This is a genomic window from Desulfoluna sp. CLI2B (assembly GCF_056847375.1).
This window is the reverse complement of sequence record NZ_CP186557.1, coordinates 4,565,922-4,587,388: the sequence shown is the minus strand read 5'-3', so window position 1 is coordinate 4,587,388 and position 21,467 is coordinate 4,565,922. Positions and strand designations below refer to the sequence as shown.

Genomic DNA, 21,467 nt, shown 5'->3' with positions numbered 1-21,467 from the left:
ATGGCGGCAGGCGGTGGCAGGGCTTACGACAGCGCACTGGCCTTCAGTCCACGGGAAATACGCTTTTAAGGGGAGACATCATGGGATTCAGCCTGGAGTATATAGACGCGTTCATCGCCGCGGTGGAGACCGGGTCGTTTTCAGCGGCGGCGCGGCGGCTTGGCAAGGCCCAGAGCCGCGTGAGCACGGCCATCGCCAACCTGGAGATCGATCTGGGGGTGGTGCTTTTCGATCGTTCGGGCAAGTACCCGTCCCTGACCCCTGAAGGGGAGTCTCTCCTGCGGGAGGCCCGGGAGATCCGTGAGCGATGTCGGGCTTTTTCAGAGCATGCCGACCGCCTGGCCGGCGGGGCCGAACCCATGATCCGTCTTGCCGTGGATGAGCTGGTGCCCTCCTCGATCCTCTCCGATCTTTTGGAAGGGTTCTCCGGTGCTTTCCCCGACACCGAGGTGGAGTTGCTCACCGGGGTGATGGGGGATGTGGGGGAGATGGTGGCCTCGGGACGGGTTGACGCAGGCATTGAGCTTCCCCTTACGGCTCCCGGTGATGCGTGCGACTGGCGCCTTCTGGGGCACATGGAATTTGCGGTGATGGCGGCTTCCCACCACCCTCTGGCCCGGTTGGAAAAGGTGACCCCCGGGGACATGGCTCCCCACAGGCAACTGGTGACGGTGAGCCGGAAAGGGGAGCGGGAGCCCGAGGCCTTTCGGTTCGGGCGGCGGATCTGGCAGTGCGAGAGCAGCCATGTGATCAGGGAGCTTGTTCTCAAAGGGCAGGGCTGGGCCGCCCTTGCACGGCACCAGGTGGCCGAGGATGTCCGGGCAGGTCGCCTGGTGGAGCTCCCCGTGGTGTTTGGCGGGGGCAGCTTTCAAAGCGATATCTACTTTATCCGGGAAAAAGGGCGGCCCCTGACCCCTGCGGCGGAGTGGCTGGCCGATTCCCTTTCAGAGCTCCTCACACGCTCCTTCCCCCAGGTCTGACAGGGGCGGGCTTTTTCCACGATTCCTTGCTCCCGGCTTTGCACAGGGTCTCTTGCCTGTGGTATACTTTTTTCATTTTTATCAGGCCCTTTTCCTCCCCTTCAACCCATGACAGGAGACGATTCATGCTCAATTTTCATCTGACGGACGCTCAGCTGGCCCTTCGGGAACGGGCCCGGAGATTTGCTGCGGACCATGTGCTGCCCGTGGCCTGGCATTACGATGAACAGGATGAGATACCGGTGAAGGTGCTTGAAAAGGCCCTGGATGCCGGGTTCATGAATGCGGATATCCCGTCCGAGTATGGGGGGCGTGGGTACGGCCTTGTGGACGCGGCCCTTGTCACCGAGGAGCTGGCCGCGGCATGCCCCGGTATTGCCACCAGTGTCTTCGACAGCTCCCTGGGGCTGGAGCCCCTGATCCTGTCGGACAACGAGGCATTGAAGAAAAAAATTTTCGCCCAGGTGCTTGTGGAGGGGGCCCGGGTGAGCTTTGCCACCTCGGAGCCCACCATGGGTTCGGATGTGTCGGCCATCAAGTGCCGGGCAACGGACGCCGGGGATCACTACCTGCTCACCGGTACCAAGTACTGGATCACCAATGGCGGCGTCTGCGATTTCATGTCGGTTTTTGCCACCGTGGACCCCAAGGCAAGCCATGAAGGGATCTGTGCCCTGTTCGTGGACATGCGGTGCAAGGGGATCACCGTGGGCAAGCCCATCCCCAAGATGGGGCAGCGATGCTCCAACACCGTGGGGGTCCGCTTCGACGGGGTCAAGGTGCCCAAGTCCAATGTGCTGGCAGACCCGGGCAAGGGCTTTGTGCTGGCCATGAAGACCTTTGCCCGCACCCGCCCCATGATCGGCGCCTTTGCCGTGGGCGCGGCCCGTTCCGCCATGGAGTTTGCCCTGGACTATGCCAAGAAGAGGCACGCCTTTGGCTCGCCCCTCTCCGGGTTCCAGGCCGTGCAGTTCAAGCTCGCCGAGATGTACCAGAAGGTGGAGACTGCCCGGCTCCTGACCTGGAAAGCCGCCTGGAAGGCCGATGAGGGAAAAGACCCCACCATCGCCGCCTCCATTGCCAAATTCTACGCCACGGAGGCCGCCTGGGAGGTGGTGGACGAGGCCATGCAGATCCTGGGGGGATACGGATACACAAAAATGTTCCCCGTGGAAAAATTCATGCGGGATATCCGCCTGCTGAGGATCTATGAGGGCACCAGCGAAATCCAGCGCCTCATTGTCTCGGGCTGGCTCCTGTCCGGATACAAGCCGGCCATGCCCCCCTTGGAGGACCTGCCTGTTCAGCGCGAGACCGATCCCCTGGAAAACCCCGGCGGCAAAACCTTCAGGTGCCGAGTCTGCGGCTACGTCCACCAGGGAGACGAGCCCCCGGAGGCCTGTCCCTACTGCTTTTTCCCGGCTTCTGCCTTTAAAGAAACCCCATAGTCGGAGTGCCGGTCTCTCATTTTGTAACACAACGGTTTTTCTGGTGGGAAGGGAGAGAAAGATGCTGATTTTGTTGGATGCGGGCCATGGCGGTGTGATTGATGGTGTCTACCAGACCTCGGGGAAGCGGTCGCCCCGATGGGAGGACGGGAGCCAGCTTTTTGAAGGGGAGTTCAACCGATGGATCGTCAACGGGCTGTCGGAGCGCCTGAGCCAGAGGCGCATTCCCTATGTCCTCATCGCCCCGGAGCAGCGGGACGTCACCCTCGGGACCCGGGTTACACGGGCGAACCGCTACAGGGGCAAGTCCTCTATTTATGTGAGCGTGCACGCCAACGCAGGGGGCGGCTCCGGGTTTGAGGTGTACTCGTCCAAGGGGACGACGAAAAGCGATGCGGCGGCCCATTGTTTTTCCGAGGAGTTTGTCCGCGAGTTCCCGGACAGGCCCCTGCGTGCGGACGTCAGGGACGGGGATTTTGACAAGGACAGGAATTTTTTTGTGCTGAAGCACACGGCCATGCCCGCCGTCCTGACGGAAAATTTTTTTATGGACAACGAAGAGGAGTGCCGTCAGATCCTGATGACCCCGGAGGGGCGACGTCGCATCGTGGACTTTCATGAGAGGGCCATTGTGCGATGCGCGGAGGGGCGTGTGTAGCCGCAGCGGGCCGGTTACGGTTCGTCGGGTTTGAACCCGCCGCAGCGCTGGTCAAGATCCTGGTAGCTCAGCTTGAATATCTTGACGTGGATGACCAGAAGGTAGGTGACCAGGACGTAGGTCAGGACCATTCGGATGGTCTGGCTCATGGGGATCGTGTCTTGTGTCCACAGGGCCATGAAAAAATCGGCGCTCATCAGAAAGGCAAAGAGCAGGAGGATGTTCTTGGGCCCGATTTTCACCGCAAAATACGATGCGAGAAACAACCCGGCGACGGTGACTCCCGGCACTGCTGCATACCACAGGGAGAAGGGAACCTCGTAGAGGGCGATATTCAAAAGGGTGCCCACCGCCGAAAGGGCCGCCATCAGCGAGATGCTCGTGACAATGGCAACGGCGGGGTTCACCCTGAACAAAAAGGTCAGGATAAAGTAGAACAGGGTGTCGATGCCGAACCCGATCCAGCCTGAAATGAGGCCTCCGATGAGTGAAAAAATAAAAAGGATGGCCGAATTCAGTGCGGTCAGGTCAATGCTCAGGTTTGGGTAGTGGTGCTTGCGCAGGATGGAAAAGAAGATGATCTGGGTGAAGACAAACCCCATGGTATTGAAGATAAGGGTGAGCAGCTCGGGGTTTTTTATGGGGACCACCACAATGCTGGTGACAATGCCCAGGATACCTCCCAAAAGGCACAGCGGAATGACATTGGCGATGAACAGCTTCTTATTGACGCGGTACCACTTGAAGGTTCCAAGGCCCATGCCGTAGGCCTGGATAATGAGGCTGAACTGCACGGCGCTGGCCGGGGTGATGTGGAGCCGTGTGAGAACCGGAAAATAGACGATGCCCGCCGCTGCCGGAGTTGTGTTGGCAACCGTTGCGGCGATGACCCCCAGAAACGGCATGTAGTAGAATTTGTCGAGGAACTCTTTTTGGAAATGGGGGAACATGAAGAGCCACAGGCACAGAACCGTGAAAAGAATAGCATACAGCGGACGTTTGTTGGTACGCATGGGGGGCGACTGCTCCGTATAGGCCCCGGGCCCACCGTGGAATGGCCAACGGAGGTTGGGGGGAGGTTGATGCCCCGGGATTTTTGAGGATAACGGAGCGTTCAGCGAAATCGGCCGGTGACCTGGTCATGGGGGCCTGGTGGGTCTTCTCCAGCCTTGTGAGCTGGTCGTTTCCCTATCATATGAGGTGGTGGGAGGCAAGATCACCCCGGCGTGTGCCCGGTGAAAGGTTTTGAGTCCCGGATTTTTATGGCATACTGCCCCTTTTTGTATGCACTCGAAGGAGAGAAAAGGGTTTCTCATGATTAAAACATTGCTCAATCCTGCGGGGACACGGCAACGGCTGCTGCGCGACCTGATCGTGGTGATCCTTCTGACCACCGGGGCCATCACCGCGGTGACCCTGATCCAGGGGGCCAACATACGTAAGGAGATCGCCCAGGAGCATATCCGCCAGAACCTCCGGGCCACATCCGACGCCATCTTCCAGTTTTACGACCCGGTGCGGAGCAACGCCCTGCTGATCCAGAAATGGGGGGTTGCCGGGATCTGGCAGATGGACGACATCGCCTCCATCACCACCAAGCTCATTCCCATGATGGAGAACATGCCCCAGGTGGCGGCGGTGAAGTTCGGGGACACCGAGGGGCGCTCCTACCTGCTTACGGCCAACGAAAACATCTGGATCACCCGGACCGTTTCCCCCCATCGCCCCAAGGTCATCACCTGGAAGCAGTGGGTGAACGGCCAGCTCATCGATACCCGTGAGGAAGAGAAAACCTACGACGTGACGAACCGCTTCTGGTACAGGGAGGGCCTCTCCCTGACCTCGGACAAACAGGACGATGTCACCTGGCTGCCCCCCTACATGCTGGACTACAAGGAGGTCCCCGGTTTGTCGGCGGTCATGGCCTGGACTTCGGAGGGAAAGGATCCCCTTACGTCGGTGCTTGCCCTGGACGTGCCCGTCAATGACCTCTTCAACCGGATCACCGAGACCGATGTCGGCCCCAACGGCACGGCGTTTCTCTTTGACGGGGACGCCTCGGTCTATCACCCGGTGAGCGGAGAAGAACGTGCCGAGACCCATCAGTTTTTCCTGCATCATACCGCCGTGGAAGCCCCCGACGTCCGGGAGGCCATGGGGGCCTGGCACGCCAAGGGAAAGCCCACGGGGGCCTTTACCTTTACCATTGAGGGTCGAGCCTACTGGGCCGGTGTGCAGCCCATCACTGCAGATACCAAAGAGTTCTGGATCGGGGTTGTGGTGCCCCAGTCGGATTTTCTGCAGAAGGTTCTGGAGCGGCGGTGGGGCATCCTGTTCATTGGCTTGATTATCCTGGGGGCGGGGTTTGTCATGGCCGGGTACCTGACCTGGAAATACCGGCACCAGCTCCGGGATATGCCGAACCGGGTGATCCGGGATGATCATTTTGAAGACGATGTTCGCCGCCTCATTACCCGCGGTGAGGGGTCCTCCCTGGAGTTCAAGTCCACCATGCGCATGAACCTCAAGACGGAGAAGAACGATAAGCACATTGAGATCGCCTGGCTGAAAACCGTGGTGGCCTTCATGAACTCGGCCGGGGGGATCATCGTCATCGGCGTGGACGACGACGGACAGGTCGTGGGCACGGCACCGGACGGGTTCGAAAGCGAGGACAAGTGCCGGCTCCATTTCCGAAACCTGATGAACCAGCACATCGGCCTGGAGTTCACCCAGTACCTACACCTCTACATCGGTGTCATCGACGGTCACACAGTTCTGGTCATCGAATGCGAGCGGGCGGACCGGCCCGTGTTTCTCCTGAACAAAAAGGAAGAGTCCTTTTATGTGCGCAGCGGGCCTTCCAGCCTGAGCCTGACCATGCGCCAGATGCTGAAATACCTGGAGTCCGGGAAATAACCCATGAACGAAACGGTGTTTGACACCGGGGCAAAGAGCTCCTGGGGCGGGTGGCTCCCCTGTGGGAGAAACTCAAGGCTCACCATGCAGCCCATTCCATCCATTTTTCTGAATTTCTTGCGGCACGGTCCTTTGCCGATCGCTCCGCAGATATCCTGTGCCACGGTGGCATGGTGAGGGTGGATCTGGCCGTTCGGGGGGGCGTGGACGTGGGGTATTGCGTCTGCACGATCTCACCCTCCGGAGCGGGGGAGATAGACTCCCTCTATGTGGATGTGGGCTGCAGGGGCTGCGGCCTGGGGGAAGCCCTGGCCCGCCGGGGGCTTTCCTGGATGGATGAGAAAAAGGTGGCCCGGCGTTCTCTTTCCGTTGTGTACGGCAACGGGGACGCCCTTGCTTTTTACCGTCGCCTGGGGTTTTATCCCCGTAACATCCAGTTGGACCAGCTGCCGCCTTCGGCGTAGGTGGCAGGGCGTTTTTTTTCGATATTTTCACGGCTATCCCCGGATTTTGTTGACAGGGGTTGCTTAATGGAATAAGTGAGCATATATTCAAATGTAAGGAGTCTCAATGGACAACAGACCCGATGCCTGTCAGACTGAGTGCATGAACCCCGAAATCGCCGCTGCAGTGGGCGCCAGGATGGAGTCTGAAGAGACTCTGTTTCACCTGGCGGAGCTTTTCAAGGCGCTGGGGGACTCCACAAGGGTTCGGATCCTTCATGCCCTCTCCTTTTCAGAACTTTGCGTGTGTGCCCTGGCCGATATCCTGGACATGAGCTCATCCGCCGTGAGCCACCAGCTTCGGGTGCTCCGTTCCCACAAGCTGGTCAAGTACCGAAAAGATGGGAAAAACGCGATTTACAGCCTGGACGACATGCATGTGCATACCCTCTTTGAACAAGGGCTTCAGCATGTGAACGAATAGCAGGGACAGATCGAATGCGGGAGGGCTTTCTCCCGCTTTTTTTTAATACAACATGTGAACATGTGGTCACACATGAGTTAAAGGAAACGATATGATCTTACTGGAACGGATTCTTTTCGAAAGCTGGACCGTCCTGTGCCTTTCAGCTCCTTATGTGCTGTTTGGATTTTTTGTTGCAGGCCTTCTCAAGGCCTTTATCCCGGATGATTTTGTGGCCCGCCACCTCGGGCGTGAGAACGGATCGAGCCTGTTGAAAGCCTCTCTTTTCGGGGTACCCATTCCCCTGTGCAGCTGCGGGGTGTTGCCTGCTGCTGCGGGTCTGCGCAGGCAGGGGGCCAGCAAAGGCGCCACCACCTCCTTTCTGATCTCCACGCCGGAAACCGGGGTGGACTCCATTGCCGTGACCTGGGCCCTTCTGGACCCCCTGATGGCACTGCTGAGGCCCCTTTCCGCCTTTCTGACCGCCATGGTCACCGGGCAGCTGGTACGCACCCTGGACCCGGACGTGAAGGAGACGACCGACACCCCGGCCCCCAGGGCGGTATTTCCCATGGCTCCGGCAAACGACGAGCCCGTGGCCTGCGGATGCGGGTGCAGCGCTCCGGCCAGCAAGCCCACGGTCATGGAGCGGCTGCGCACGGGCATGGGATTCGCCTTTGGAGATCTGTTTACCGATATTGCCGGATGGTTTTTTGTGGGGGTGGGCATTGCTGGGCTCATCACCGTCTTTGTATCGCCTGATCTTGTGGAGACCTACCTGGGGAGCCCCCTGGTGGCCATGCTGGTGATGCTGCTGATCAGTACTCCCCTGTACGTGTGTGCCACCGCCTCCACACCCATTGCCGCTGCCCTGGTGCTCAAGGGGTTCAGCCCCGGAGCGGCCCTGGTGTTCCTGCTGGCAGGACCCGCCACCAATGCCGCAGCACTTTCCGTGATCACACGCATTTTGGGGAAAAAGTCCATGATCCTTTATCTGGTGGGCATCATGGTCTCATCCCTTGCCCTTGGGTTTGCCGTGGACGCCATTTATGCGACTACCGGCCTCAGCGCCGGGTGGCAGGCAGGCGCCGAACATGCCGGGCGGACCTTTGTGGGCACGGTGAGCGCACTGGTCCTCTTCGGCCTCGTGCTTTTCGGCAGGGGGGGCCACGGGGGATGCTCTGATCCGGCCTGTGAGTGCGGGTAAGGCCCCTTGTGTCAATGGCCCGTCATGGTGCGGTAGAGTGCCCGGTAGGCCTCGGTGGTCTCCCTCAGGGACTTGACGTGGGCAAGATCCGTGGACTGTTTGGCCTTCATGGCAAAAAATACCAGCTGATGGACGTACTTCAGGCTCTCCACATAACCGGGCATCTCTTTGGTGTCCTTGGGGGGCTTGATCCGCTGGGCGAGAAAATACTGGGTGGCGATTTTCTGGATCTCTTCTGCATGGTGCTCTTTGTTTGAGACCCACCTGACGATCTGGTTGGTGTTGCCCTTGTCGGACAGGGCAAGCTCGTTGATGGCCTTCATGCTTTTTTCGATGGTGGCGATGTGCTCGAAAATCATCTCAAAGCGCATCTCATCGTTGTAAATCCCGCAGGGGACCTGGCAGTGGGCGAAGGCGGACGGGGCCGAAAGGATAACGACCCATGCCATGCACAGCCCGAAGATACCGGAAAAACGTTTCATGGTTTTCTCCTTGAAAATGCGTTGGGAGAACCCTGGGACAGGAAAGTGGGGGCTCGGGGACGGGTCCTCACGGATGGTGGGTAAACGATGCCCGACAGGCTCTGGGAGCCTGTGGCTTTTATCGCTTTTTTCAGGGGGATATTATACCATAGCTGCCATGGTGGGAACCAGGGTGAAGGACGGGGACGACCTTGGTCGGCATGGTGCCTCCGGCGGGTCGCTTTTTTAAAAAAAAGCTCCGCAAAAACGTTCCGGTAAATAAAAAAAGAAGAGGGGCTATGCCTTGTAGGGACGCATCCTCAAAAAACAAAACCTGTTTGTCAAACTTTTCAAAAGTTTGTCCCCCGGAAGGGCTGCCGGAGGCAAAAATCTAAATGCGTTAACCCTGGCCTCCGACGAAGTGAGTGTACACGGATCGCGTCCTGTTGTATGTTGCCACGATTTGCATGCCCTTCAGCGGTACCGAACGACATCTATGGGATAAAAGAGAGAAACATGAAGGGGCAGGGCAAAAAAAAATTTCTGGCCGCCGCCGGCGTTGCCGGCGGCCAGAAATCTACTTAGGAGGAGAATCAATCCGTTCTTGACCCCTGCCGGCAAAAGGATGGCTGAAGCCGGCAGGGGGTGTTACATGTTGGAGTGACAAAAGAGATACCTCCCGGGCCGAAAATTCACAAACCATTAATACTTAACGAACTATTAGAAAAACTAATGCCTCACAACCTACCCCCCTTAAACGCCCTGGTCGTGTTTGAAACGGTGGCCAAGCACCTGAGCTTTACCACCGCCGCAGGCGAGCTCTGCATCACCCAGGGAGCGGTAAGCCAGCAGATCCGAAAGCTGGAAGATTTTCTGGAGCTTCCTTTGTTCCGACGGGGACACCAGTCCCTGAGTTTGACCCAGGCCGGTGTGGATTACCTGCCGTCCGTCACCGAGGCCCTGGACAAGATCCGTATCTCCACGGCGTCACTTTCCCGAAAAGATGCCAGGGGCGTTTTGTCCGTGAACGTCTCCCCGAGCTTTGCCAACCAGTGGCTGCTCTCCCGGTTTCACCTGTTTTGCCAGGAGTATCCCGATATTGACCTGAAAATAAACGCCACCGCGGTGCGGACGGAGTTCGGCAAAGAGGATGTGGATGTGGCCATTCGCTACGGCGCCGGACCGTGGCCCGGGGTGCATTGCACCAAACTGTCCCACGGCAGGGTGTATGCGGTCTGCAGCCCGGAACTCCTGGAAGGGGCCCACGGCCTGACAACCATCCGGAACCTGAAGCACCACCTGCTGATTCGCAACAGCGAACTCTGCCTTTGGCCCATGTGGCTTGAGAGCGTGGGCATGAACCTCATGGAGATGCGGCAGGGGCCCACCTTCAACCTTCTCTATATGGCCATCCAGGCCGCTGCCAACGGCCAGGGCGTGGCCCTGGGAAGCACCATCCAGATCCATGACCACGTCCAGTCCGGGACCCTGGTGGTCCCCTTTAAGGTGGGGGTCATCTCGCCCATCTCCTACTGGTTCCTCACCCCGGAGATTAAGGTTCAGGACGCCAAGGTCCTGGCCTTCAAGAAATGGATCACGGCCGAACTCCAGGCCCAGAATCAGATTTGACGGAATCCTTCCGTTACTATTCAGCCCGTATAAGCCATCCGTTTAGCCCGCGTAGAAGGCCCTTGCGCTTTGCCCTGAGGAACGAAGGGCAAAGCGCAAGGGCAATAAGCTTTCGAGGTGTTTTCGCTATTGTGGCTTCGCCACCCTCGCCGCCGGAGGCAGCCAGGTTAAAGACGCCTCCAGTGGCCCTGCCGGGGGGCAAACTTTTACCAATTTAGATGCATTGGGTTTGACAAACAGGTTTTGCTCAATTTCACGAAAATATTCGCGGAAGCTCTTCCCCTGAGGAACGAAGGGGGAGGGCTTTCGCAACCTGGGGTATAGGGGATTTATTCCCTGGCCGCCGGAGGCACGCTTTTTGAGCTCACTTTAACCATAGAAGGCTTGTTTTTTGACCTGACTTTGACCGGAATAGCTCCGGCGGCGTTGTTTCAATAGGCAAACCGGATTGACGTGTAGATGTTGGTGTTGTCTTCCAGTTGCCCGAAAAACGTGGTGTTGCTGCGCCCCAGAAATACATTGGCCCCGGTGGTGACCTGCACGCGGTCCGACACCTTGTAGACAGCCAGGGGCCGGAGATAGGCGTCCTCATCCGTGGGGGACCAGTAACCGGAAAACCCAAGGCTCAGGGTCTGGTTGAAGAGCTGCTGCTCCATGCTGCAGGTGAGCACCTGGCGAAAGCGGTCTCGGGTGGCTCCGGGGGCGTGGGCGTATGCCCCGTGATCGAGGATCTCTTCCACATAATACTGGAGGCTTATGGTCAGCTCTCGGCCCATGTCCCGGGCGTAACCCAGAAGGTAGCGCCGCTCCGAGTTGTTCACCAGGGGGTCGGTGCCCGAGCGGTCCTCCATGGAGCGGTACCAGGCCACCTCCAGGTTGGCGATGCCCGGGCCAAGCTGGCCCCGGGCACTGGCGCCGTAGACCTCAAGGGCCGGGAAGCGGTCCACGCCTTCGGGCGTGGTGCCTGAGGGCTGTTTCCAAAACCCTTTGTAGCCGTAGGCCGCCACCTCCCAGGTTCCCACTCGCCTGTTGAGTCGCAGGGCGATCTCATCATCTCTGAACCAGCCATCGGGCGTGTCCACAGGGCTTGTGTTTCCTGGCGAAATATAGGTGCCGTCCGTGTAGCGGTCCGGGTCAAAGCGAGGGGTGTAGACCAGGTCGACACCGGCCAGGGGCGTGAAGATACTCACCTTTGCCGCGTCTGACGGCGCCTTGAGGTAATCGCCGTCCCGCCCGATGAAAAAGGCCTGCCAGTCCTTGGGAAAGAGGTCGTTGAGAAAGACCAGGTCCCCGGTGCCCCAGGTGAGGATCTGGCGTCCCACCGTCAGGTCGGTGGCGCCCCCCCTACCCTGGCCAACACCCATGCCTCCCGCAGGTCATTCTCCACCTTTTCGGTGACCCCGTCCGCCCAGATATCCCCTTTCAGCTTCAGCTCAAACCCATCGTACATGGCCGAGAGGTCCCCTTGAAAACGGGCTTCCAGGGGGGACCACCCCGTCTCCTCCGGGCCTTTTTCAGGTCGCCAGCCCGCCCGGGCCTCGGCGTAGCCGTGGAACTCCATGGGGTCGAGCCAGGCAGGCAGGGCCTGTCCTGCGCGGGCCGTAGCGGCCAGGCAAAGGAAGAGGAGGATTAAACCTGCGATGCTGCAGAATCCCTTCATCTCAGGAGCCTCCGCGGGGGGCGGCGCAGGTACCGCTCCGTGAAGAGGGTGTCGGACACCCCGGTGTTGAACCGGACGTTGGAGACCCTCATCTCCGTGACACTGCCCGAGGCGATGTTTGTGGCCACAGAGCGGGTGATGACGGGGTAGTGACGCTCCTGCCCGTTTTCTATGGCGGAAATGCTTTCCATCCGGGTGGCCTCAATGATCCGGGCCACGGCACCGGTTTTATCGAAGAACGCCTGTTTGACGGGGAGGAAAGACGCTTTGTCGATGGTGGCGGTGTAGTGGGAAAAGGCGACGCTCTCCGGGCGCAGGGGGATGTTGTCGACGACATAGTACCGGTCGGTGACCTCCTTTAGCACGTGGCGGTCCTCGTGGATGTTTCGCCCGGAGATGTCCTCGTAGAGAAAGTCGGAGCCTGCAAAGCTGGTCCGCTTGTCCCCTGCGGCAATGCGTTTCACAAGGTCCAGGTTGGGCAGGTAGAGCCACCGGTCGTCGTCTTTGGCCGGGCTGTCGTGCTTGTGCACCAGAAAGGTCATCTTGCGCACGTCCGCCGGGGACTTGAAGCAGATGAGGTAGAACTGATCGCCGTTTTCGGCCGGGTGGTTCTTCCTCAGGGTGTTGAAGGCCCGCTTCCGGGTTCGGCCGAGCTTGTCCGTGATGACCATGCGGACGCTGGCACTGGTGTCGTCCCCGGGGTAAAGGGCGGCATGGTTTGCCCGCCGGACGATTTCATCGGCATTGGTGAGGTCATCCGCCAGGGCCGGGCCACAGGGGATGGTGAGGATGAGGATCCACAGGGCCAGGAAAACGGCCGGGATTGTCTTGCTGTGTGTGTTCATGGTGTCTCCTTCGTAAAAGATGCCTTGTCTGGTCAAGGTCGATTCAAAAAACAAGCCTTCTAAGGTTAACGTGGGCTCAAAAAGCGTGCCTCCGGCGGCCAGGGGATTTTTAGCCTAAGTGGCTTCGCCACCCCTGGACCCCAGGTTGCGAAAGCCCTCCCCCTTCGTTCCTCAGGGGAAGAGCTTCCGCGAAGATTTTCGTGAAACCCAAGCAAAACCTGTTTGTCAAACCCAAGGCATCTAAATTGGCAAACGTTTGGCCCCCGGCAGGGCCGCCTTGAACGCTACTTGCGGGTGCACCCCGGATGCGCGTTTTTTTTCTTTATCTCCATCATGGAAGGCACCTTTCTGGGGTGAATCCGAGCCGAGGCACCGGAGTGGGTCGTTTTTTTCCCGGGGAAGAACCGTTCTTCCCAGACGGTAAGGATCGCAGGCAGAACCACCAGGGTGATGAGGCCCGAGGCGGCCATGATGGCAAAGAGCATGGCTCCGGTGGTTTTGTAGGGCACCAGGGAGGCGACGAGGAGGGGCAGAAACCCGAAGGCGACGACCAGGACGTTGCGGCTGATGGCCCGGGCGGGTTCGCCGAAGACGAGTGGCAGTGCCGCCTCCCAGCTGCCGGTGGCGGCAACGGCCTTTCGGCTACGCTCAAGAAAATGGATGGCAAAGTCCACGGCCATGCCGATGGACAGGGCACTCATCACGGCAATGGGCAGATCGTAGTCTTTGCCCGCAAGGCCGGTGGCCCCGTAGATCAGGGGCAGGGTAATGGCCAGTGGGACCATGCACAGCATCGCCCATAAGGGGGATCGGAAGAGAAAGGCCATCATCACCAGCACCATGAGGAAGCTGCCGGCAAAGGAGCGAAGGAATCCCCCCACGAGTTTGATTTCCAAGACGCGGTTGATGTAGTGCAGGCCTGCCCACTCAAAGGAGAGGGGCACAGGGGGCGGGTGGATGGCCGTGTAGGCGTTGACGGCCTCCACGGCTTTGCGGGTCGCCATGCTGTCCCCGCAGTTGAAGTGCAGGCGGATGATGGCGTTTTTGTAGTCCGGGGTGACCAGGTGCCACAGGTCGTTGGGCCGATGGCTCTGCTGGAACTGCAGGTAGCACTCGGCCATCTTGGGAAGGGTGTCCGGGAGGGTGAAGTCTTCGGGGCGGCCCGTGGTGAGCTCCTGGTTGACCTTGCGGACCACATCGGCGGTGGACTCGGTTTTTCCGATATACGGCTTTGCGTCCATGGCGGCCTGGAGGTCCGCCACATAGGCCAGGAGATCGGGCCGCTTGAAAATTGCGTGGTTCTGGAGCTCGACCTCCAGAAAGGTCTGGATGTCGAGCCAGGCATCGTATTGGGCGTCGTCGGCCGCGGACGATGCCGTTTCAATGGACTCGACAATGCGTTCGGACAGCTCGGGGGCGGACGGGCTCCCGTGACCCAGTGCCGGGAGCTTTGACCTCATCTGTGTTGCCAGGGCTCGGACCAGGGGATTTTCGTGCCCCTCTGCAAAGCGGGCCAGCCGGTGTGCCAGGTCCTGGATATCCTGCTGGTCGAGGGCTTCGTTCCGGGTGTCGCCCAGGACCAGGTAGGCGGTGTAGGTGCCTGAAAAGTGCCGGTTCAAGGCGGTGTCTGCCTGGCGGATGGGGTGGCTGGTGTCAAAGCGTTTGGCGTAGTTGTCGTTGACCTGGATGCGGGTGATCCCCCAGACGGAGACGGCCACCACCAGGCAGAAACCGGCCAGGATGACCTTGGCGTGGGCAAAGGTGAAGCGGCCCAGGGCCGAAAGGAGGCGTGCCAGTCCCTTTGCTTCCCCGCCGGACTGGTGAGTGTGGCCAAAGGATGCAAGGCGCCTTTCCGGTATCATCATGACGTACGCCGGGACAAAGAGAACCGTCAGCAGCCAGGCCACCATGACCCCGATGCAGAGAAAGCCGCCGAAGACCTTTGCCGGGGGGATGGGGGCCAGGGTCAGGGACAAAAAGCCGGCGGCCGTGGTGAGGGAGGTGTAGAGCATGGGGGCAAACAGGGTCTCCATGACGGACCGGATGGTGTGGGCCCGGCCGGCCCTGGGGGTGTACGTGTCGAAGAATTCGGACAAGACGTGCACCGAGTCCACCATGGCGATGGACATGAGGAAAATGGGCAGCATGGAGCTCAGGATATGGACGGGATACCCTGCACCGATCATCAGGCCCATGGTGATGACAATGGAGACCGTGGCGATGATCATGGGAAGGATGATGAGCTCCCACTTCCGGAAGAACAGGGCCAGAAGGCCCAGGATCACCACCATGGCCAGGGGTGAGGCCGTGCTCATCTGGGTGAACATCTCCACGCCCACGGCGCCTTCGGCAACGGGCAGGCCGGTGATGTGGAAGACGTCGCCTTCCAGGGAGGTGTTGATCTCGGCGATCTTTTCCCGGAGCGCTGTGTAGACCTTGTAGCTGATGAGCTTTTTGGTGAGGGGCAGGTAGAGGCTGATGGCGCGTCCGTCTTCAGAGACCATGCGGCCTTTGAGAAGGGGGTTGGAAAGGGCTTTGTCCCGGATGGCCCGTGCTGCCTCCCGGGTCGTGGGGGGCTCGGGCATTAGCCAGTCAAAGCGAAGGGAGCCCGGGGCGTCCTGGCTCATGTGGTCCACCAGGGAGGGGGCCACAAGGTCTGCTGCAATGACCCCGTGGGTTGTGGCCGGGTCTGATTCGTCGGGCCACCTGAGGGTTTCTGCGAACCGGGTGAGGGTGTGGATTTTAGACAACGTCGCGGGGTTGAAGACGCCGTCGGGGTCCTCCTCGTTGACGATGCCCACGATGACAATTTCACTTAAGGCGAAGTTCTTTTTGGTCTCATCGTTGAAAAGACGTGCCGGTTCGGTGGTCTTGAGCATGTTTTCCGGGTCGGTGTCCATGACCACCCGGGGGAAAAAGGCCGCCGCCGCAAGGGTGGCTGCCAGGATGAGCAGGGATACCTTTTTGGCGTGGATAATGGCCGCGTTGATCAGGAATCGTTTCAAGCCGTTCATGGGGATCTCCAAATCCTTGAGGGTAAAGGGTTCTGGTCTGGGGCAGCCCTGGATAAGGCTGCGTCATGGAAGTAAAAGGTTAATCTGCTTAACTAATAGGGTGCACCAATCGGGCGCAGGGGTACCGGGGTACCCGGCACGTTCGTGCCGACGGATGTTGGGGCTCAGAAAATCTGGCGCACTACTGTCAGGCTAAGCTGTCGGGTTGGGTCTGTGTGACGATTTGTTTTGTTAACCTGCTTAACTATTTTGTTGTGAAAAATAAAGGCGCATCCGCTCAAAGCCCCCTTCGGCTCAGGCGCTGGGGGCGCCGGCGCAACGTGTTACGCTTTTTTGATGTCCGCCTGTTTCAGTCGCGCGTCCAGGGTTTTTTCGAACATCCCCAGGATCTGCGCCGTTTTTTTCAGGTCGGAAATAGGCACCCCCGAGAGGTGCTCGAAAAGAACCTCCCGGTCCTCGCCGTGCATGCGCTCATGGGTGTGGTACGCGGCCCAGCCCTTGGGGGTCAGGTAGAGCCAGTACTCCTTTTTGGAGTGGGTCGACTGGCGACGCTCTACAAAACCTCTTTTTTCGAGTTTTGCGATCATCTGGGACGCCCCGCTTTTGGTGATGCCGAAGTGTCCGGCCACATCGGTGATGTTGATCTCCTGGTGATCGCCGATGACCTCGATGGTGTGAACCTCCTTGGTGGAGACGGTCAACGTGGCGCCTTCGCCTGCGTCGACCACAAGGGGCAGCTTTTCCATGCGCTCGTACTTGTGCAGGACCTGGGTGATCTTCTGGATCAGGTCCTTTATGGGGGTCTCTTGCTTTTTCATGGGACAATGGTAAAGCTGCTTAACTATTCTTGTCAAGAAAAAAAGCGACGATTCTTACTCATCGCTTTTGTTGGTCTAAGGCTTTGGCAAACCCGCGGGATTGCTGGGCCCCACGGTCAGGCCGAACCAACCATCATGAACCGGGTGGGGCAGGGTGCATCGGTGACTGGGCCGACATGGTTTGCCATCAGCTGTTTTTCGGCCAGACAGGTTCGTCATTTTCGAACCTGTATCCGATTTCGATCTCCACCAGGGTGTCGGCATCGAACCAGAGAAAAAGGCTCTGGTCCACGTATTCCACCAAAAGGTAATCCGGGGCGTCGTCTTCGGTGTGAAGCTCTTCCTGGGGCGCTTCATTGATATGGCCTGCAAGGTGGGTGAGGACCTGCAGTTTGGTCAGGCCGAACAGGTCTTTGCCGAACAGGGTGTGGCCGGGCTCGCGAACGGCGATGGTGGAGAGGCGGAAGTCGTCGTCGGAGTCGAAGTTGAAGACAAGGCCGTCCCCATAGTACCCAAGGACTTTGGTGCCGTCGCCCAGGGCATCTTCGAATTCGATGTACTCCCGGGATTCGGGAAGGCCCAGGTGTTCGGTGACGCTCTCTTCTTCCTGGCCGAACCGTATAGGGCCGATGCCGATGCCGATATGTATGTCCATGATGCACTCCTTGGTTCTTCGGGGGGTGTTTTCTTACCATACTCCAGCCCTCTTGTCCCTGCAATGCGAATCCGTGTCCGCCCGGTAATTCCCTGGAAAACCTGGGGCTGCAAGGCGGGTTTCATCCGAAAGGTCATGGGATTGGGGGCTGCTGCCGAACCGGTGTTTTTCTGCGGGGGGCCATGGAAAAAACCTTCTTATGTTCCGTGAGCATTCATCCGATAGGGTTGACAATATCCGGTAAAAAGAAGGGGGAATGCCATGGGGTGCAACCTGAAAAGCAGCAAGGACATACCGCCGGGGGAGGTGCCCGGTTTCAATCGCCGCACGGCCAGAGACAACATTGTCCGGGAGCAGGTCATCGCCCTGCTGGTGCTGGGTCAGTACCTTCTCTCCCTGGTGTGGGTGGGGGGGACAGAGGACCTTGGGGCCCTTTTATCCGGGATGGTGCCCGCCATGCCCCGGGGCCTCTTTTTCGGGGCTGTTTTCCTGCCCCCCCTTTTAACTCTGGGGATTTCCTTTTATGCCCGGAGGTTTCTCGTCGGATCGATTCTGCTCTTTGGTTTTCATCGGGCGAACCTGATTCTTCTCCTGTTCGGGGCGGCCCTGGCAGCCATCCTGATGCAGACCCCCTTTGTGTTCGAATCGGTTCTTCTTCTGAGCTCCCTTCTTGTGGTGGTGACCCCTGTGTTTTCCCAGGGGCTTTACCTGGGGGCCCTGCTGTTTTTTTTCCTGGGGTCTGCATGGGCAGGCGGGTGGCCGGGCTTTTCCTGGTTTGATATCGGGGATGTGGTACTGACGACCCTGGTGGGGCTGATCATGGTGCGATTTCGGTTTTCCGATCGCGTGGGACGGTATTTGACGAGTCGGACCATGGAAGAGCAGCACCGTCAGCTTAAGGAGACGAACCGGGAGCTTTTAAATGCCAACGGCAGGCTCCAGGCCATTACGTATGTGGACGGCCTCACCGGAGTCAGCAACCGGCGTGCCTTTGACGAAGCCCTGGAGGGGGAGTGGCGTCGGGCCATGAGGGTGGGAGCGCCCGTTGGTCTGTTGATGCTGGATATCGATTTTTTCAAGGCGTACAACGACACCTACGGGCACCAGGCCGGAGACGATTGCCTGAAACAGGTGGCAGGTTCCCTGGGCTCCGGGGTACGGCGCCAGGGTGAGATGGTGGCTCGCTACGGTGGCGAGGAGTTTGCCGTGATCTTTCCCGGCGCGAATGCAGATGCCCTGGCTGTGCTGGGGGAGTCCCTGAGGCGGCGTGTGGGGGCTTTGGGGCTGATGCATCCCTCCCTGCCGTGGGGCCATGTGAGTATCAGCATCGGCGGGGCCGTGGTCTGCCCCCGACCGGGGGAGGACAGGGAGTCCCTGATCAGGCAAGCCGATAAAGCCCTCTACGCGGCAAAGGAGGCGGGGAGGAACCGCGTGGTGATCCGAAAGGCCCCGTGAGACGCGGCAGCGCCGGAGTGGGTGAATCGCTGCGTGGCAGATTGTTAAAGGGTGGCATGCGGCCGGGTAGTGTGGTATATCAGATATCAAAAAAAGAGGGAGGTGGTCGGGGTTGCCCGCCTCTTCCGGCATGATTGATTTTCCGGGCCCCGCAAAGGGCCTGCCATGTGTGAGGAATGTCTCGTGTTTACCCAACGCTCTCAACTGTCCACCCTGAGCCACTCCCGGGCTTACGGCCATTTTACGTACATCTATCCTGTTATTTCCCGCCGATCCCACGGCCTTTCCATCGGGGTCAACCTGAGTCTGGACAACCGCTGCAACTACAACTGCCTCTACTGCGAGGTGGATCGAAGCGTGCCGGCTTCCCGTGTCCGGGTGGATCCGGAAGCCCTGGGCCAGGAGCTCTACCAGATGCTCTCCGATCTTTCTCTTCATTCCCCGGCCCTGCGGGACGTGACCTTTGCGGGCAACGGCGAGCCCATGGCCGTACGGTGTCTGGACCGCTGCATCGACCTGGCTGCGGAAACCCTTGATACCTTAGGCTTTACCGACGTTCCTGTGGTGGTCATCACCAACGGCACCTTTATCCACCGCCCCTGGGGGCAGCGGGCCCTGACCCGGCTGGCCGCCGCAGGAGGCGAGGTGTGGATCAAACTGGATGCCGGGGACCAGGAGACCATGTCCCGCATCAACAGCACCCTGTTTCCCCTTGAAAAGCTGGAAGAGAACATCTTTGACGCCAGCCGGATCCTTCCTGTCACCCTCCAGTCCATGTTCATGAAACGCTGGGGCAGGCCCCCGGCCACGGAAGCCGTGGACAGCTATATTGCGTGCCTGAAACGCCTGAGCCAAGCCGGGGCGGCCATCGATGGCGTCCAGGTCTACACCGTGGCACGGCAACCCCGACTGTCCCATGTCACGGCCCTTGACGCTCCTTCCCTTGAAGCCATCGCCTCCCGCATCCGCACCGAAACCGGCCTGCCCGCCACATCCTTTGCCTAACCCGGGTTCGCAAATGCTTGCCTCCGGCGGCCCTGCCGGGGGCCAAACTTTTAAAAAGTTTGACAAACAGGTCTTGCGAACGCCCCTGGCCGGTCGAAAGATATCAGCCAGCCGAGTGTTGTAAACATATCGGACATGCATCGTCTTCTGTCGTTCAGTCCAACGGTGCTGTACGGCCGAAGAAGACACGACCGGAACGGGCGCATCCCGTCAGAAAATGTGACGTCCCTGAGGAACGAAGGGGCGGAGCATTTGCGAACCTGGGGTGCAGGGGATTTATCCCCTGCCCGCCGGAGGCATCACAGAGTAGCTTCGAGGAATCGGGCCACAAAGGGTGTTTCGGGGTGGTGGAAGAGGGTCTGGACCGGGCCGGACTGTTCGATGCGGCCGTCACGGATCACGGCCATGGACTGGCCGAGGTAGCGGGCCTCGTCAAAGTCGTGGGTGACCATGAGGCAGGTCATGGCCTCGTCCCGGTGAAGGGTTTTAAGAAGGGTTGAGATTTCGCTCCGCGTGGCCGGGTCCAGGGCGGAGAGGGGCTCGTCCAGAAGCAGGACGTCGGGTTTGATGGCCAAAGCCCTGGCCAGGGCCGTGCGTTGTTTTTCTCCCCCGCTTAACGTCGGGGGTTTTCGAGTCTTAAGGCGGGTAATGCCCAGGCGGTCCATGAGGTCATGGACCGTCTGCCGGGCGTTGTCCGCCTTTTTGTTTTGATAGTGCAGGCCAAAAGCGATGTTCTCTTCCACGGTGAGGTGGGGAAACAGGGCGCCATCCTGGTAGACGATGGCCAGGTGGCGCTTTTCCGGGGGCAGGTGGGTGATCTCCGTGCCGTTTAAGTGCAGGGTCCCGTGGGTGATGGGCGCCAGCCCTGCCAGGGCCTCCAGGATCAGGCTCTTTCCGGCACCGGTGGGTCCTAAAAGAATGAAGAACTCTCCGGGGGCGACGGACAGGGAGACGTCCCGGACGGCAAAATCGGGCAGGTGGATGGAAAGGTTATCGATTTTTATCATTCCGGTGTTTCTCCGCGCTGGATAAGGACCCTCAAGGCCACAAAGAGAAGGAGGCTTGCCGCAATAAGCCAGAAGGCCACGGGCTGGGAGTAGGAGAGGCCGTAGGCGGTGAATCGCTCGTAGACCATGACCGGTGCGGTCATGGGGTGGTAGGCCACGATGATGACGGCGCCGAACTCGCTCAAGGCGCGGGCCGCGCTCATGATAAAGCCCACGAGGATGGAGCGCCAGCACAAGGGCAGGGTGACCCGCAGGAAGGTCTGGGGAAAGGAGGCGCCCAGGCTCCGGGCCACGTTTTCCAGGCGTTGGGGCACCTTTTTGAACCCACTCACCGCGCTGCCGATGAAAAAGGGCAGGCCCACAAAGGTGAGGACCGCCACAATACCCGTGGTGGTCCCCATAATGCGGATGCCAAGGCCGTGCATCAGGTCGCCGATGACATGCCCTTTGCCGGCGATGCCCAGAAAGGCGATGCCGATGACCGGATGGGGGATCATGATGGGAAGATCCACGATGCTCTCCACCAGGTGTTTTCCCGGGAAGTGTTTCCGGGCCAGCAGGTAGGCAAAGGGGGTGCCGAAGACCAGGCAGATGGCGGCTGCCCCAAAGGAGGTGGCCAGGCTCAGGCCGATGGCCCCGCGCACGTCGGGGTCTTTCAACGCCTCTGCCAGGTTGGCAAGGGTGGGCCCGGTGATCATCTGGACCAGGGGCAACAGGATCATCAGGGCCACCAGCACGCTGGCAGAGACCATAAGCCAGAGTGCCGGCCCTGAATGAACGCGGGAAAAAGATCGATTCAC

At 59.6% G+C, this 21,467-nt stretch carries 20 protein-coding genes; 10 read left to right on the top strand and 10 right to left on the bottom strand.

The features are described 5' to 3' along the window. The first annotated feature begins 80 nt into the window (after positions 1-80). The 3 genes from ACOYW2_RS21395 (at position 81) to ACOYW2_RS21385 (ending at position 3,086) form a co-directional block, all read left to right on the top strand. A complete protein-coding gene (locus ACOYW2_RS21395) occupies positions 81-980 on the top strand; it encodes a LysR family transcriptional regulator (RefSeq protein ID WP_482767914.1) in 900 nt (299 codons plus the stop codon). A gap of 125 nt (positions 981-1,105) precedes the next feature. Further along, positions 1,106-2,428 carry an acyl-CoA dehydrogenase family protein gene (locus ACOYW2_RS21390; RefSeq protein WP_482767913.1) on the top strand — a complete coding sequence of 441 codons (1,323 nt, stop codon included), beginning with the start codon at positions 1,106-1,108 and terminating at the stop codon, positions 2,426-2,428. A gap of 61 nt (positions 2,429-2,489) precedes the next feature. Continuing rightward, on the top strand, positions 2,490-3,086 hold the full coding sequence (locus ACOYW2_RS21385; protein ID WP_482767912.1) for an N-acetylmuramoyl-L-alanine amidase: 597 nt from the start codon (positions 2,490-2,492) through the stop codon (positions 3,084-3,086). A 14-nt stretch (positions 3,087-3,100) separates the two neighbouring features. Here ACOYW2_RS21385 and ACOYW2_RS21380 read toward each other — a convergent pair whose 3' ends face one another. Further along, entirely contained in the window at positions 3,101-4,099 is a 999-nt protein-coding gene (locus ACOYW2_RS21380) for a sulfite exporter TauE/SafE family protein (protein WP_482767911.1), read from the bottom strand. A gap of 301 nt (positions 4,100-4,400) precedes the next feature. On the opposite strand from ACOYW2_RS21380, the gene ACOYW2_RS21375 reads away from it, so the two are divergent. From ACOYW2_RS21375 to ACOYW2_RS21360, 4 genes are all read left to right on the top strand, one after another. Further along, the gene (locus ACOYW2_RS21375) at positions 4,401-6,005 is read left to right on the top strand and encodes an RNA-binding domain-containing protein (RefSeq protein ID WP_482767910.1); all 1,605 of its coding nucleotides are present in this window, start codon (positions 4,401-4,403) and stop codon (positions 6,003-6,005) included. Positions 6,006-6,055: 50 nt separating this feature from the next. Next, the gene (locus tag ACOYW2_RS21370) at positions 6,056-6,469 is read left to right on the top strand and encodes a GNAT family N-acetyltransferase (RefSeq protein WP_482767909.1); all 414 of its coding nucleotides are present in this window, start codon (positions 6,056-6,058) and stop codon (positions 6,467-6,469) included. A gap of 106 nt (positions 6,470-6,575) precedes the next feature. Further along, positions 6,576-6,932 (top strand): ArsR/SmtB family transcription factor, encoded by a 357-nt coding sequence (locus ACOYW2_RS21365; RefSeq protein ID WP_482417994.1) that lies wholly within the window; start codon positions 6,576-6,578, stop codon positions 6,930-6,932. Positions 6,933-7,023: 91 nt separating this feature from the next. After that, entirely contained in the window at positions 7,024-8,118 is a 1,095-nt protein-coding gene (locus ACOYW2_RS21360; protein ID WP_482767908.1) for an SO_0444 family Cu/Zn efflux transporter, read from the top strand. A gap of 11 nt (positions 8,119-8,129) precedes the next feature. Here the strand turns inward: ACOYW2_RS21360 and ACOYW2_RS21355 are convergent, their stop codons facing one another. Further along, positions 8,130-8,600 carry a superoxide dismutase [Ni] gene (locus tag ACOYW2_RS21355; protein ID WP_482767907.1) on the bottom strand — a complete coding sequence of 157 codons (471 nt, stop codon included), beginning with the start codon at positions 8,598-8,600 and terminating at the stop codon, positions 8,130-8,132. A gap of 711 nt (positions 8,601-9,311) precedes the next feature. Here ACOYW2_RS21355 and gcvA point away from each other — a divergent pair. Then, entirely contained in the window at positions 9,312-10,208 is an 897-nt protein-coding gene (gene gcvA / locus ACOYW2_RS21350; RefSeq protein ID WP_180142880.1) for a transcriptional regulator GcvA, read from the top strand. A gap of 431 nt (positions 10,209-10,639) precedes the next feature. Here gcvA and ACOYW2_RS21345 read toward each other — a convergent pair whose 3' ends face one another. From ACOYW2_RS21345 to ACOYW2_RS21320, 6 genes are all read right to left on the bottom strand, one after another. Further along, positions 10,640-11,572: a hypothetical protein gene (locus ACOYW2_RS21345; protein WP_482767906.1), complete on the bottom strand. Its 933-nt coding sequence runs from the start codon at positions 11,570-11,572 to the stop codon at positions 10,640-10,642. Next, positions 11,533-11,868, bottom strand: a complete 336-nt coding sequence (locus ACOYW2_RS21340; protein ID WP_482767905.1) for a hypothetical protein — start codon at positions 11,866-11,868, stop codon at positions 11,533-11,535. The genes ACOYW2_RS21345 and ACOYW2_RS21340 overlap by 40 nt, the downstream gene beginning before the upstream one ends. Then, positions 11,865-12,713 (bottom strand): outer membrane lipoprotein-sorting protein, encoded by an 849-nt coding sequence (locus tag ACOYW2_RS21335; RefSeq protein ID WP_482767904.1) that lies wholly within the window; start codon positions 12,711-12,713, stop codon positions 11,865-11,867. Before ACOYW2_RS21335 ends, ACOYW2_RS21340 begins: the two co-directional genes overlap by 4 nt. Before the next feature lie 284 nt (positions 12,714-12,997). Further along, positions 12,998-15,727 carry an efflux RND transporter permease subunit gene (locus ACOYW2_RS21330; protein ID WP_482767903.1) on the bottom strand — a complete coding sequence of 910 codons (2,730 nt, stop codon included), beginning with the start codon at positions 15,725-15,727 and terminating at the stop codon, positions 12,998-13,000. Positions 15,728-16,050: 323 nt separating this feature from the next. After that, positions 16,051-16,545, bottom strand: coding sequence for a MarR family winged helix-turn-helix transcriptional regulator (locus tag ACOYW2_RS21325; protein ID WP_482767902.1), 495 nt, complete (start codon positions 16,543-16,545; stop codon positions 16,051-16,053). A gap of 187 nt (positions 16,546-16,732) precedes the next feature. Beyond that, positions 16,733-17,200 (bottom strand): hypothetical protein, encoded by a 468-nt coding sequence (locus tag ACOYW2_RS21320; protein ID WP_482417986.1) that lies wholly within the window; start codon positions 17,198-17,200, stop codon positions 16,733-16,735. A 261-nt stretch (positions 17,201-17,461) separates the two neighbouring features. On the opposite strand from ACOYW2_RS21320, the gene ACOYW2_RS21315 reads away from it, so the two are divergent. Beyond that, entirely contained in the window at positions 17,462-18,655 is a 1,194-nt protein-coding gene (locus ACOYW2_RS21315) for a GGDEF domain-containing protein (protein WP_482767901.1), read from the top strand. Positions 18,656-18,838: 183 nt separating this feature from the next. Continuing rightward, complete coding sequence (locus tag ACOYW2_RS21310; RefSeq protein ID WP_482767900.1) at positions 18,839-19,660, top strand: radical SAM protein; 822 nt, start codon at positions 18,839-18,841, stop codon at positions 19,658-19,660. A 299-nt stretch (positions 19,661-19,959) separates the two neighbouring features. On the opposite strand, the gene ACOYW2_RS21305 is transcribed toward ACOYW2_RS21310, so the two are convergent. Both ACOYW2_RS21305 and ACOYW2_RS21300 read right to left on the bottom strand, forming a co-directional pair. Further along, entirely contained in the window at positions 19,960-20,667 is a 708-nt protein-coding gene (locus ACOYW2_RS21305) for an ABC transporter ATP-binding protein (RefSeq protein WP_482767899.1), read from the bottom strand. Then, entirely contained in the window at positions 20,664-21,467 is an 804-nt protein-coding gene (locus ACOYW2_RS21300) for an ABC transporter permease (protein WP_482767898.1), read from the bottom strand. Before ACOYW2_RS21300 ends, ACOYW2_RS21305 begins: the two co-directional genes overlap by 4 nt.